Annotated in this window: 7 protein-coding genes and 1 tRNA gene; 3 read left to right on the top strand and 5 right to left on the bottom strand. The window is 65.0% G+C overall.

What is annotated here, in order from left to right; all coding sequences use genetic code 11:
* The first annotated feature begins 10 nt into the window (after positions 1-10).
* The 3 genes from G6N61_RS30185 to G6N61_RS30195 all read left to right on the top strand — a co-directional run bounded on the left by G6N61_RS30185 (position 11) and on the right by G6N61_RS30195 (position 1,799).
* Positions 11-82, top strand: a tRNA-Val gene (locus tag G6N61_RS30185).
* A gap of 338 nt (positions 83-420) precedes the next feature.
* Positions 421-1,488: a Fic family protein gene (locus G6N61_RS30190; RefSeq protein ID WP_235887353.1), complete on the top strand. Its 1,068-nt coding sequence runs from the start codon at positions 421-423 to the stop codon at positions 1,486-1,488.
* Between the two features lie 152 nt (positions 1,489-1,640).
* On the top strand, positions 1,641-1,799 hold the full coding sequence (locus G6N61_RS30195; RefSeq protein ID WP_163924491.1) for a hypothetical protein: 159 nt from the start codon (positions 1,641-1,643) through the stop codon (positions 1,797-1,799).
* 18 nt (positions 1,800-1,817) lie between these two features.
* On the opposite strand, the gene G6N61_RS30200 is transcribed toward G6N61_RS30195, so the two are convergent.
* From G6N61_RS30200 to mobF, 5 genes are all read right to left on the bottom strand, one after another.
* The gene (locus G6N61_RS30200) at positions 1,818-3,212 is read right to left on the bottom strand and encodes a site-specific integrase (protein WP_163924492.1); all 1,395 of its coding nucleotides are present in this window, start codon (positions 3,210-3,212) and stop codon (positions 1,818-1,820) included.
* Positions 3,213-3,370: 158 nt separating this feature from the next.
* Entirely contained in the window at positions 3,371-3,553 is a 183-nt protein-coding gene (locus G6N61_RS30205; RefSeq protein ID WP_232170627.1) for a helix-turn-helix domain-containing protein, read from the bottom strand.
* A gap of 727 nt (positions 3,554-4,280) precedes the next feature.
* Complete coding sequence (locus tag G6N61_RS30210; RefSeq protein WP_163924494.1) at positions 4,281-6,410, bottom strand: family 16 glycosylhydrolase; 2,130 nt, start codon at positions 6,408-6,410, stop codon at positions 4,281-4,283.
* Between the two features lie 33 nt (positions 6,411-6,443).
* Positions 6,444-7,145, bottom strand: coding sequence for a glycosyltransferase family 32 protein (locus tag G6N61_RS30215; RefSeq protein ID WP_163924495.1), 702 nt, complete (start codon positions 7,143-7,145; stop codon positions 6,444-6,446).
* Positions 7,146-8,089: 944 nt separating this feature from the next.
* Positions 8,090-13,945 (bottom strand): MobF family relaxase, encoded by a 5,856-nt coding sequence (gene mobF / locus G6N61_RS30220; protein ID WP_163925212.1) that lies wholly within the window; start codon positions 13,943-13,945, stop codon positions 8,090-8,092.
* Between the last annotated feature and the right edge of the window lie 74 nt (positions 13,946-14,019).

Below are 14,019 nucleotides of genomic sequence, written 5' to 3' on the forward strand. Positions count from 1 at the left end.
CCCCGAGCACGGGCGTGTAGCTCAGTGGTAGAGCTCTGGTTTTACACACCAGCGGTCGGGGGTTCGAAACCCTCCGCGCCCACCGTCATAACTGCAGCTCAGAAGCTTGTAGCCCAGACTCTGGGCGCTTTTCAAAACCCCCGGTGTGCCAATAGTGTGCCAAGAGATTTCGAACGGGTGAGCCCACAGGGCCTGGACTTGGCCTGCACGCGGAGCCGACAGTCACTTGTAAGACACCCCAGGCGATCCCGCTAACTGAAGTCAGATGCGTCTTCTGACTTCACGTAGGCAAATAAGTGAAGTTAGACTGCGGTGGTGACTTCACTTAGCTCTGTCACTCGCGAGGACGTCCGTTGGGAGCCGCAGAGCAGGAGGCATGCGGGGCGAGCGCTGCCCAAGTACGGCACCTATCACCCCACGGTGCCCGCCAACATTGCCGATCTAGTTTTGGAGCTGCCATCATTTGTGTTGGCCGACGCTGAGTCAGCCAGCCGCGAGATTGCACGGTTTGACGCCGAACTCGGCGGCGAGATCGCTCCGTTCGCATCAGTGCTGCTGCGGTCGGAATCCGCCGCGAGTTCGCAGATCGAGAACCTGACCGCCTCGGCGCGCGCAATCGGTGAGGCCGAGCTGCCCGGTGGAAAGTCCAAGCGAAACGCGGCCATGGTCGTCGCCAACACCGCTGCGATGCAGGCAGCGGTCACCCTGTCTGACACCTTGAACGCGGACAGTATCCGGACGATGCACCGCGCCTTGATGATCAACGATCCCCGCCACACCCCAGGCGAGTTCCGCACCGAGCCAGTGTGGATCGGAAGTGGGTCCACCCCAATCGGCGCGACGTTTGTCGGCCCGCGACATGAGCTGATCCCTGGGGCGATCGGCGATCTGATCGCGTTCGCCCACCGGGCCGACGTGCCCGCGCTGCCGCAGATCGCGGTGAGTCACGCACAGTTCGAGACCATCCACCCCTTTACCGACGGCAACGGCCGGACAGGGCGCGCATTAGTGCAAGCGATGCTGCGCAATAAGGGATTGACGCGGCAGGTTACGGTGCCGGTCTCAGCCGGGCTGTTGGCCGACACCGGCGCATACTTCGCCGCATTGACGAGCTATCGCGACGGTGACGCTGCGCCGATTGTCGAGAGCTTCTCGCGAGCCACCATTCTGGCGATCGCCAACGGGCGACAACTGGTCGTCGAACTTCGCGAGATTCGGGAAAACTGGAACGGTGTGATCTCCGCGCGGTCCGACTCCGCGGTGTGGAAGGTCGCCGACTTGTTGACTCGCCGCCCGGTCCTGAACGCCGTACTACTGGCGCAAGAACTGGGCATCGAGTCGACCAATGCTCACCGCTATCTCAACCCGCTCACGAAAGCAGGAATTCTCATCGAGACAACCAACGGGCCCCGCAACAGAGTGTGGCGTTCTCCAGAAGTACTCGCCGCGCTCGATGCTTTCGCCGAACGCGCCGGCCGACGCGGTTGATCGACCGCTCAACTCGCTCCTCGGTCCCGTTGCTGTCGCGCAAAGGCGGAAGTACGCGGCTCTAGGCGCTTCGCTTTGAACGATGTCGCAGATGCTTAACGTGTTGTGTCGGGAAGCGCAGCAATGCTGGCGTCGTCCGAGAGGGATGAGTGATGGCGAAGACTGTGGAGTTCCGCGACGCTGACATGCGTCGTGCCTGGGAGGAAGCCGACGCCGCCGAGCGTGACGCGGAGCAGAATCCCGAGCGCATCGCAGAACGCCGCCGCCGACTGATCAAATGGGTTGAGGCGCGCGCTAACACTGGCGTGTAGCCTTGGCGACCGCCCCGCCTACGGCTCGCCGCTAGTGCGCGACCGTCCCATCAGCGCATCACCCGCCGCGGCGAGTGCATCGTCATAGACGTGCCCGTACACCCGCAGCGTGATCGCCGGATCATGGCCCAGCCACTTTGCCGTCGCCGACGGTGTGGTGCCGCCGTCGAGCAGCATGGTGGCGGCGGTGTGCCGCACATCGTGTAGCCGAATGACCGGCACGCCAGCGTCTTTCGCGTGCTGAGCGAACTGGGAAGAGTATGTCTCCGGCCGGATGGGGGAGCCGTCTGCGTTGACGGCAACGAGTCCGGTGTCGGGATACTGCGAACCGATGGCGAGGCGTTCCTCGGCTTGGCGAAGCCTGAAGGTACGGAGCGCTGTAAGGACGTCGACGGGCATCGGGAGCGCCCGGCGCGAGCGCTTTGACTTCGGGTCGCCGGTGACTGTGCCTGTGCCTTCGACCACCACGCGGCCCTGAGCGACGGACACGGTGCCAGCATCGAAATCGACGTCAAACCATCTGAGCCCGAGTACTTCCGAGCGGCGAAGTCCGGCGAGGGTCAACAACCAGCAGGCGTTCAGACGGTCGTCGCGCACGTGATGCCGAAACTGGCCGGCCTGTTCAGGGGTCCAGCTTTTCATTTCGTGGTGTTCGACTGTCGGGCGCTTCACCAAGCGCGCCACATTCCGCGCTACCAGACCTTCCCGCATCGCGTCGTCGAGGGCGGACGACAGCACGACGAGCATGGTGACCACAGTCCGCGGACTGACGCTGCCTGGGACCCGGGGGCGCTGTGGGTCACTTGGTTCGGCGGCCACGTAGCGACCGCGCCCCTTCCGCACCACGCCACCCGAAGTCACAAGCCGGTCGAGGGACCTGATACCTGGTTCACCGAGGGCCCCCAAGATCTCGTTGTACTTCGCCCCTTCGGGCTGGCCTCGCAAGAAAGTGAGGACTTCTGCTGCGCGACGGCCTCTTCTGTCGCGCTGGGTGACCGGCGCGCCGCTCAGTCGCACCGTCACCAGAGCGTCGATGTCAGCGGTGCGCAGCTGTTGAAGACCCATGCTCCCGAGTGTGTCGATGACAGGCTTCAGAGAATGCCGGTATCCGGTGAGGGTGTTAGGACGCACGTCGCGTCTGCTGTCAAGCCACCGGGTCAAATACTCGGCGACAGTCGTGGGGTCGCGTTTGACGAACGCGCCGGCTGCCACCTCGGTGGTAATTCTCCGGTACTCGCGACGCGCTTCCGCAAGCGTGGGAAAGGTGAATCGTTGCCTGTCGCGGGTGCCGTCGGGCTGGATGCCGACGTCGACCTGAAACCTATAGCTGACTGCACCGTTTCTTGCGGTGTGTTTGGTGATCGGCTCCGCGCGACGTGCGCGTTTGGTACCTGGCTCGTCAGTGGTAGTCATCTGCCCTCCTGCCGACACCCGTCTGCGCCCGAGCGGTTCTGTCCAATATTGCCTCAGGCCTGCGACAGGTGCGCACGGCGAACTGAATTCGCCTCACTTGACGCTCAAATGTAGTCGTCGTGGACAGCTCGCGACCGCCGTTCGAACGGTAAGGCGGCTTACGACGCAATCAGCTGTTGTAGCTCTGCGGTAACGACGTAGACGCGGCCGCCAAGTCGGCGCACCGGCAGTTCGCCCGAGGCGGCGAGCCGATACGCCGCCGCCCGGCTGATGCCGAGTATTGCAGCGGCTTGAGGAACTGCAAGTAACAGCGGTAAACCGTCAAAGATGTTGGTGCTCAATTCTTTCACCTCCTCGGTCTGAAGCTCGTAGTAGCTCGGGGACGTTGACCACATACCGTTGAAGCAGCGGCGTGATGGCAGGGTTTGTGGCCAACTGTTGCAGCGCGATCAAAAGGATCACCGATGGTGCGACCTGGCCGCAGGTCACCGGGTCGCTACCCGGCGTACGGTCCCCGGCGTGGTATGGCATGACGTGAACGTATGACTCCGGGCGGAATGGGGTCCACCAGCTGAGCCATATTGGATTGGTCAGCGAGGCAGATTCTCCGCATGTCCGCAGTTGTCGTCGTCGACCGGCGAAATCCAGCCTGACCGACGCTCAGGACCGGCGATCAGGCACGCCGAGGTGAAGCCGAGCGCGCGCGGCGTCCTGGGCGCCGGTGTGGACCATTGCGAAACTCTGCTTCATTCGGCGGAGCCAAAACCGTGCCGCGTGCGTGCGGTGCGCCCGCGCCCAGCGTCGGCGACGATCAGGTAGTCGACGTCGTAGACGTGGCCGGTAGGCGCTCGGAAGCGACCGGGTGTAGCGGTGACAACCCGACGTTGTTGTAGACGCCGCCGTCGGTCATTCGGCAGGTACTGCGTAATCGTGACGCTGACGGTCGCGGAACTCGTATCGGCGGGTCAACGCGGGAAACGCGCCGGGATAGGCGGCCGCGGCAGCCACTGCCACGGCAACAATCGCGGGTGCGACGATGTCGCCGAAGAGCGAGCATGACTGTCGCGTTTACCTATTTGCAGGTGTGTGAACGGTTACTGAGCGGAACTCGACGGCTGCAGGCAGTTGGGAGGCGTCGAGCCGTCCTGCCAGTGCTTCAGATCTCGAGTACCAGAGGTTCAAGTTGAGTTCTAATGGACGATCTGGGATTGGCGTGGGACTCCACTGTCTACGTTCATGCAGTACTACGCCGTCGACTCTCCAGCGGATTATATCTGGGTACCAATCGATCTCATAGCGGTGAAAGTCTGCGGCAGCGTCGAACCCGAGATCTACAAGCACAGGTGTGCCGCGATACCCGTACTCCATTCGCGCTCCGATGGGGCCTGGGTTGTAGTAGACGTTGACCAACATCTTGGTTGTGTCCTTGCCCAAAAACTCGATATCTATCTCTTGGCGGGGGGCGTTACGGTGCAGGAACAACCCAGTGATCAGGCCCGAGACGTTGGAGCTTCGCAGATCCGCGCCAAAGGTCCCGTACAAGAACTCTTGCTGGCTTGCAATCGCACCTGACGTGTACTCGCGTACGGCGGTCTGCTCTCGGCGTAATCTCAGAACCGCTGGGGATCCGGATGACTGCTCGTAGTTTCTGGCCGAGAAGAGCGCCAGGTTGCTTGGGAAGGTGTCATCGCGGAGTCTCCAGTCATCCAGGGGGAGGGCAGAATCACTCGTCCAATCCACAGTGGTGTGAGCGGACTTGACTCGGGTGTCGTCTAGCGTACGAAAGCCGCGAAGTACGTCATCCGCTTGGCGGAGAATCCATGGCGACACATCGGCCCGAAGCACGTGCGATTGGTTCACAGTGGTTGACGTTTCGGGCATTTCGACCGTGGTTCGCTGGCCCAGATCAATGTCGCCGGGGTAGGGGAGTGACGGATACTCGATGCTGAGGAAATGGCTCAGTGCTGCCCACTTGTCGCGGTGATGAGGTTCGAGATGTAGGTGCCTATGGACGGGAATGGCACCGAACTGGGTATCCGGCGCCGTCGAGATAAACAGTGCCGACGGGTAAGTTGCGGCGAGCGCGGCGAAATGCAGGCCTGCTACCGATCCAATGTTGACGTAGGCATTGAAGCTTCGGAGTCGGTTGTTGTCGAGCGCGTCCTGCTCTCGTCGCGGCAGCGAATTGGCATCACTGAAGCAGGTGTAACCCAGCATGGCTAGTGCCGTCGCAAGCGCGGTGAGGCCGGAGCCGTGTGGGCCCAACGCGATAACCGGCTCGGGCAACTTCGCCGCGGCATGCACAAGCGGTTTCTCCTGAGTTAGGAGTCCAACTTTCGCAAGTGCTGGCAAGACCGAATATGAGTTCGTTGACGGCTCGTCGAGTCGTTGTTCGATTATCCGTTCGGCCGCCGAATAGACGAGGAGCGAATCAAACTGAAGATTCAGCCACAGGTCAATCGGGCCGTGTGCGGGTAATCGGTCGAGTAGCCTCCGCGCGCCGGCTCGGCTCAGCACGTAACCGGACGCCTCCCAAAGTCCAGGTTCAGTCCGAGGAATTGGTTTGCGACGGACAAAGTTCCGGCGCGCTGTGGGCCGAAGCTCTCGGTACGCCAGATAGAGGAGGTCGAATCGCAAGTCGCCGCCCGAGGCGTCAGTTAGTTCGACCCACGCCGCTTTTAGCTTTTTGGCGAAACTCCGGACGAACACGACATCGTCTTCGAGGATCAGAGCACTTGACACGTCTCCGTGTGCGACCAGCTTCCAGACCTCGATATGAGACAAGGCAACAGCGACCTCTTGCGGCGTCATCGCAATCTGATGAGCACGCGTCGCGTCGTCGATGACGAGGCGAGGGTGGGGGTCGACGGCGAGCTGTTCGGCCAACGAGAATGAGGGCACTAGGATCGACTCGTCGATGTCGCCGTTGAGGTATCTGGCGTCGATCGCCGAGAATCGTCGCGTCAGCCCCGAGAGTCGTTCGCCACGTCGGTCACGAAAGCGGTGTAACTCGCGCCGTTGGCGCCGCCATCGGTTGGGCTTGCGGTCGAGATTGATGACGTAAATGCGTCGGAGTGCATCAACGTCGTCAGACCCGGAGAAGACGTCTACCCGCCGGTGGAAGTCCGTGAATCGTGCCACGACCCGCAGGCGGTGGGCCAGCAATACCTTTGCGTCAGCGAAGGCGAGCAGATTCATAGCGGCATCAGCGGGCCGTCATTCCTCACGCGCTCACTCACCGCCTCGCTGCCACAGCCTCCAGTTGCGCTTGTCGGACCGGTAGGAGAGGGGCCATTTGCTCACAGCAACGGAGTTCCAGTCTTCAAGGATACTGAAATCTAGAGGCATGGAGGATTGTCTCAGTTGGATCGCGTGTCGAACTAGGCTCGCCGTGAGATTACCAGGGCCAGTAAGGGATTGGATGTCTCGATTCTCGTTCGACGCGCCGAGAATATTCTCCATCGCGTTGCGAAGCGCGGCGCCGACGATGGGATGCTTGGCGGGCGCAATGAGTGGGGTTGTATCTACGTAGAACACCCTCTGTGCGTCAGAGGCTGCCGAGGCGGCCCCTACTGCGTCAATCATCTGATCACTCGCGATGTCGTAGCACAACGGACGAAGCTGAAGGCCACCGGCGCGGGCTGTCTGGGCGAGGGATCCGCCGACGTATTCGTCATCGGCATCAACGTAGTAGCCGCCGTTCACCCAGATGAATGCATAGCGAAAGAAGTCGGACCGCATCGCCGGGTGCGGGCACGCTTGAAACGCTCGAAGATGACGGTCATCGAGGTGCTCTTTGATGAAGTCGGCCGCTGACTCATCGTCAAAGAGGACGTGTTGGTAGCCCTGAGAATCGAGCGTTGCCCAGCCACTTATGCACCCTTCCACGTCCGTGGGGACCGTTCGCCGGTCGTCCCAGAACTGAACGATCACGCGCGGGGCCGGTTCCCCGCGAGGTGGCGGGGCCGGGTGAGACGCAATGAGTGCGCGCATGAATTGCGATCTGAGGCGGTGGTCGTCGACAGCGGCCATTGGGCGCTGCTCAGGAAGTTGCGGCGTCGTTTGGGTGCTACCCATCTCGGGTTTTATGTCGGGCGGTTCGTGTGAGATGGCGTCTGCCCCTGATGTCGCGTGCGAAACGGTTCGCTGCAATCGTGCCATGCTGAGAGTCGAACACCCGGCCGCGCGCCCAATCCGGAGTCTCTCCGTAACGATGTTGTCCTCGATCGCTACCGGCGCCGCAAGGTATGTCGGGATGAGCGCTCGACATCAGCGTGTCGCGATCGAGCTTCGGTTTGGCAATCGCGCCCACACCAGCCTGCGGGGCCCCAACTCACTCGCCAGTACGTGTCGGTGCAGACGCCGGCGAGTCCACAGGCAGGCCGTATAAGTTCCGCCCGCGGTTGCAGCAGGTTTTACTCGGCATACGGGCAACTCAAGGGCAAGTGGACCGGACCGAGACGCCCGGCACCGTAGAGGTTGAGCACCCATCATGGATCGTGAGGATGTTTCCACAACGACAGTTTCGATAGATGGCGTCTCATTACGAGAGACCCCTTACCCATAAATATCGCGGTGCCAAACGACTTTCGCGCGAGTGAGCAGCTTGTGAGCATTCCGATTCAGAGCTGTTATCGGTCAATACACTGAGACTGGGAAATGTGCGGTCCGATTTATAACTACGCCGCCGAGCGGTGTCGACGCCGTGATTTGCCGATTGGGTCGGACGCGGGGTGCCCAATGTGGCTTCACCTTCGACATTTCCGCCTGAATGTTGTCGTGTACGACACCCCCAGTAGGAGTAAGGCTCGGTCCGCTTACTTACGGCGGCGGGCGGTGCGCGCGAGAGTCCACCACTAGAGCCGTGCTGGTGGCTGTTAGTCGTCGATGCTGGCGCCGAGGGCGGGGTCCCGGTCGGCCGAGCGTGTTTGGGTACGCCATCCCAGGGCGAGGTTTCGACGGTGCGCGGAGCGGACGGCGCGCGCTGCGTTGTCGTACTGGGTAAGCACTCGACGCCATGAATCACTGAGTCCGGTGCGGCCGAGGCGGTCGGCCAACGTCACAGCCGGGATCGTCTCGAACACTGGATCTTCGGGAGCCGACTGGGCGTCGGTGAGGGTGGTGTTCCACGGCAGGGAGTGGGTGAGCAGGCGCACCGCGGCGGAGCTCGGCCCGCGGCTGGCGTCGCCGTGGTCGAGGAAGATGACCCGAGCGTCTGCGGCGGCGGCTTGGCGGGCGATGTCGACCAGTTGGGCGGGTTCGGCGGTGGCGGGGTCGTCGATGACGACGATGGTCCCGGGCGGCAGTGCCCAGTGCTGTTCGCTGAGTTGGTGGTGGGCGTGACCGATGGTGGTGATGGTGTCAGCCAGCTCGGCGCCGCGGGCTGTGTCGGTGCTGGTGTCGGAAGCCGAGAGCCACAGGACGCTGCGGTCGGCGGCGTTGGCGGTGCTGCGCAGGGTGTAGAGGGCTGCGGCGGTGTCGCTGTCGGTGATGTCGGCGCGGATTACGGCGAGGCGATAGGGCAGTGCGGTCAGGGATTTGAGTCGGCTGACGATGTGGGGGTCGTGTGTAAATAGTACTGCGTCGGGGATGAGCAGGGGAGTGCGCTTGGGGTCCAGGTGGCCGGCGACCTGGAGGAGAGCGACTTCCGAGCGTGCTGACTCGAGGAGCTGTTCGAGGGTGTGTGAGGTGGAGGTCTGGGCGGCCGCGAACGCGGTGGCGATGTCGCGCTCGGCGCGTTGAAGTTCGCGGCGCAGCACCGGGCGCCGTACCCGCAGCGCGTTGAGGGCGGCGAGGTCGGCGCGTTCGGCGTCGCCGCGGGCAGCGGCGATGTCGCGCTCGGTGACGATCTTGTCGGCGCCTCCGGCGGCCGCGGCGCGGGCGGCCTGGGCGTCGGCGAGGGCGTGCTGGAACTTCAGAGCGGGCGGCTGGTCGGGGAGCAGGTCGGTGTAGAAGGCGATCTGCTGGCGGGCCGAGATGATGTCGAGTTCGTCGGCGTCAGAGGTGGCCAACAGGAGGTCGAGCTGGGTGCGTGAGTGCTCGATCAAACGCAGGGTGTCATTGTAGGCGGCATCGGCGTCCGACCACTGCTCTATCACGTCGGTGACGGCGTGGCTGTAGGGGCGATCGGCGTCGACCTGGCGGCGCATGCACAGCAGATCGTCGGCGGCGGCGCGCAATGCCGGGCCATTTCCGGCGCGAATAGCGGCGGTAAGAGTTTGGATTTCGTCGCAGACGTTCCGGTACTCGGCGCGCAGCGCGATGAAGGCGTCCATAGTGATGCCCAATTCGGGTGTAGGGCGATGTGTTGAGAGGTCTTCGAATCGAAGATCCTCGAATTCGTGGGACCCGTATTTGAAGGCGTGGACGTCTTCGGGCGCAGCGAGGTCGAAGTAGTCGTCGAGGGGCGGGTGCTCCTCGACGTGCGCGTAGGGAGCTTGCGGGTCGGGCGGAAATAGTGCTTCCTCGGCGGGGTCCGGCGGCGCGTCCTGGGGTGTGGGGAGGTCCTCGAGATCCACGCCGAGGCGGGCCTGGAGGCGATGGGTGAACGCATCGACGGTGTAGGTGATGAGCCGGGCGTAATCGCCGGGCGGGATCGGATGGTCCTCGTCGGTGGCGTCGGCGAGCTGCTCGGCGGCGACGTGCAGCAGATCCCGCGGTGTCCACTTGTGCGGGTCGGCGGCACTGATCGCGGCTACCAGCCCGGGCCAGGCAGGATCGGAGGTGATGATTTCGGCGAGCGCGGTCCCGAACACGACGTCGATATCGGTCACCCAGGGCGGGCGCAGCCGCGAATGGGTGGTGGCCAAGGTGGCGGTCGGGGATAGCGCGCCGGCGATGCGCCACCACAGTGCGGCCGCGGGCAGCTCGTCGGGCAGCGGCCCTTGGCCTGCCGCGGTGGTGATGATCTGGCGCAGTTGCGGGGTGATACGGGCGGCCTGGACAAGCTGAGCGGCCAGCTGCGGCCAGTAGGCATCCGAGCGCACCCGCGGGTCGATGCCGTCGATGAGGTCGTTCCAGCGGGAGGTGTCGGCGCTGCGGCGACCGATGTCGGCGGCGGCTTGGCGCTGCACGCCCGCCTGCACACCGCGGGTGCGCACCGGGTACTGGCGGGCACCGGTGATGCGGGTGTCGGCGTCGGCGACCCCGGTGGCGGCGCGGAACACCGCGATCTCGGCGGTCAGGACCGGGTTCACCGTGATCAGCGGGCGCGCCCAGGCGGGTGCGGTGGCGTTGGACCAGCCGCGTGCGCGCGTCCGGATGTCATCTGCCAGGTCTTCGACCAGCTTCTCGCGACGGGCCAGATAGGCGCCCCACTGCGGATCGTCGGCCAGCGCCTGCGGAACGGCGGGCAGCCAGCGCAGCACCCCGATGCCAGACGACTGCGTGCCGGCGGGGTCGATGCGGTGATCCAGCACCGCGGCCGGGTCAGCGGCGTCAGAAACGCTGCCCTTGGCCAGCGCCTCGGTCAGCAGCTCGCGCGGGTCAGCCCCACGCAGGGCGAGGACCGAGAGGTTGCGGCGCAGCACCGGCCAGGCCTCACGCTGGCTCAACTGCGGGATCACCTCGTCGGCAATGGCATCGAGGCGATCACGGGCACCGACGCCGAGCCGGTTCTCGGCGGCGGCACCGAGTGCGTCGTAGTACATAGCGGCCGCGGCTTGCAGCCGGGCGGCCGGATCGGCGGCCTGTCGGGCGGCGGTGGTCGCCGAGACCTGCGCGCCGTCGCGGGCCAAGATCCTGGTCAACACGTCGACCGCCGTCTCGGGGTGAGTGGCTTTGGGGGACAACAGCCGGTGCGGGTCGCCCTCGGCCGTGGACAGGTACAGGTGATTCTCGTCGGTGCCGCGAGTCAACGCGACGTACAACCCTTGGCGGGTCATTGTGTCCGAGCCGACGATGTGGCAGGTGCCCCTGGTGGTGCGGCCGCCGGCCGTCAAACCCTGCGCGGAGTCGATGGTGGCCGCATAGCCCAGCGTGACGTGTTCGGCGATGTAGTCCGCCGGCAGCGTCACGATGCGCCCGCTGCGCAGATGGCGGGCTTTCACGCCGCCATCGGGCAGGACGTCGGTGATGGTGTAGCGGTAGCCGTTGCGGACGAAATCGTTGCGCCCGATCGTGATTCGCCGGTTGTTTTTGCGGGTGCGGATGGTGTCTCCGACGCTGGCGTGCAGCTGATCGGCCAGCACCACGGTGGGCGCCTCGGCGGCCTCGGGGTCGGTGGCCAGACGATCGAGGCGGGCGCGGGCGTTGAGCTCGTTGATGACGTCGTTGGTCGGGGCGAGCAGAATGCTGTCCCCGCCGGCAGCGAGGTCGGCGCGCCACGCCTGATAAGCCATGTCGGCGGCGGTTTCGTCGGTGCCCACGTGGATGCGGTGATGGTCGATGTAGAAGCCGATTCCGGCCGGGTCGGCGTCGTGCAGCGCGAGGCCGGCGGCGGCTTCGGCCGGGGACTTGAACCGCACCACTTCGCTCAAGGTGAGGGCGTCGGTGGCCTCGGCAATGTCACGCAGAATGCCGCCGGCCGAGATCGACGAGAGCTGGCCGTCATCACCGACCAGACGCACGCTGGCGCCCTTCTTGAGGGCGTCGCGGATCATCGCGTCCAGCCCTGCGGTGGCCGCTTTTCCGGCCTCGTCGACCACGATCAGGGTGTCGGGTCCGACACGGCTGAACCATTCGGGCACATGTGATGTCGCGGCCTTGACGGGATCGGCGGACCACACGTACTTGTCCAGGGTGTCGGTCGTGGCGCCCAGGTCCTCGCCGAGCACGATCGCCGCGTCGGCGGTGGGGGCCAGTCCGATGACGTGTCCGCCCGAGCTGCGCCACGCGTGCGCCAGCGCTGCCATGGCCGTGGTTTTACCGGTTCCGGCCGGGGCGAGTGCGAGTGCGACACGGCGCCCCGCGGTGGCCATCTCGGTGACCAGCGCGGCCTGGCCGGGGTTGAGTGTGCGCCCTCGCGCCGTCGAATCCGCCAGTGCCAGTTCGACGTCGGCGGCGCTTGCGACACGGCCGTCGCCGCGGTGCACCGCGTCCAGGATTCGCTGCTCGGCGGCCAGTGTTTCCTGGCTGGTGTAGAGCGCGACACCGTGGCGGCGGTAGACGCTGGCGCCGTCGCGGCGACGCAATGCGACAGGCTCACCCAGCTCGGCGTCTTCGACGCGGGCGTGCGGCACCGAGAAGCCCTCTCCGAGGGCGGTATCGGTGAGTCTTTCGACCAGTGCGACATCGTGCGCCACGTCGTGGCCGCGCGCCATGCGCAGCGCTTCGGCGCGCACGTGGTGGCGCTGCCAGGTGGAGCGTGTTTCGGCCACCGTGGCGATGAGTTCGCCAGCGCGCGACGCGATCCATTCCTCGTCGATCGTGACGGCCTCGCGGGTGGTCTGCGGTGCGGCCAACGTGTCGGCCAGCATCTGGTTCACGCCGCGTTCTCCAAGGACCTCGACGGCCTGGGTGTGCCACTCCTGGCGCTGCTCGCCGAGTGAGCGCGGCTCGTGCTTGGCCTCGCGCGATTCCAGGGCCGCTTGCTGGGCCAGCGCGATGATCTCGACGTTCGTTGGTTCGCGTCCGTGATCGGTCTGAAACTGCTTGGCCAGCTCGGCGGTGCGGGCCTTGATCGCCGCACGGCGACTTGACCACCGCTCCATCAATTTCGCTGACATTCCGACGATTTCACGCACCGGGCGTTTGCCGCGCCCGCGGGACTGTTCGGCGAAGCGCACACCCAGCCTGGAGATCAAATGGGCTTCCAGTCGGGTGTTGTACAACTCCGAGGCCGCGACGGTGACGCGGTGCAGCGGTTGGCCGTCCAGGGCGAGCCAGCGGCGCACGCCGTTGGCGTCGACATAGGACACCTTGTTGGAGATCGCGACGTGGGTGTGCAGGTCGGGATCCCCGGCGCGGGAATCGCGGTGGGTGAACACCGCGGCGATGAGCCCTTCGGTGTCGACCTGGGCGATACCACCGGCGCCGGTGCGGGTGAATGCGGCCTGATCTTGCAGCCATTCCAGGACGTCGGCCACGGCCGCATCGTGAGCGGCTTCGATCTGCTCGGACACCGGTAACGGGGCGATAGCCCACAGTGCGGACACTGATTTCACCGGCGAGAACGTCAGGTCGTAGCCGGCCACGGCGGTGGTCTTCGCGCGGGTGTTGCGGGCGATGAATCCGGACAGTTCGCGGTCATCGGCGGGCGGGCGGCCGTACTCCTCGCTGAACAGCTCGATGGCGACCCGGGTGCGGATCTGCGAGCGGATCTCGGGGTCGATGGTGGCGTTCCAATGCGCGCCGGATTCGGCGTTGTGGTCGCGGAAAGCGACGGCCAAACGGCGCGCGAACTCTGGCTCGCCGTCGCGGACGTGGAACTTTCGCCCAAGCCGGCCGGCTGCCCGGGGCGCGCCCGATCCGTGAGCGTTGACGTAGGTCGAGATGCGGTCAGCGTTGGGATGCAATCCCACCCCGTAGAGGTTGCGCATCTGCGATTCAACGACGCTGGACCCCTCGTCGACAGTCCAAAGTTCCTCGCGGGCTTGCGGACTGACCTCGCTGCGACCGGTGTCGGACAGAGCGGCCAGGCCGCGTCCCATCCAGCGTCCCGGCGATTCACCCTTGGCGGAGTAGTAGTCAGCCAGGGTCGAGCGGCCCCGCTCGGTGCTGTCGGAGGCAGCGACCTGCCGCACCAGGTACAGGTATCCGTCCCCGGCGGTCAGCTTGTGCAGCGTCATCACCATGACGCGCACGCCGGTGTCCGCATGCGCCGCACGCTACGAACTCCGGGGTTGGCGAAGCCACCACCAAACCGGAG

Origin of the sequence: Mycolicibacterium arabiense (assembly GCF_010731815.2) — a bacterium.
GTDB lineage: Bacteria > Actinomycetota > Actinomycetes > Mycobacteriales > Mycobacteriaceae > Mycobacterium > Mycobacterium arabiense.

Coding starts and splice junctions, on each gene's coding strand:
- G6N61_RS30195 (WP_163924491.1), top strand. CDS start 1,641: ATGGCGAAGACTGTGGAGTTCCGCGACGCTGACATGCGTCGTGCCTGG.
- mobF (WP_163925212.1), bottom strand. CDS start 13,945: ATGGTGATGACGCTGCACAAGCTGACCGCCGGGGACGGATACCTGTAC.
- G6N61_RS30200 (WP_163924492.1), bottom strand. CDS start 3,212: ATGACTACCACTGACGAGCCAGGTACCAAACGCGCACGTCGCGCGGAG.
- G6N61_RS30210 (WP_163924494.1), bottom strand. CDS start 6,410: ATGAATCTGCTCGCCTTCGCTGACGCAAAGGTATTGCTGGCCCACCGC.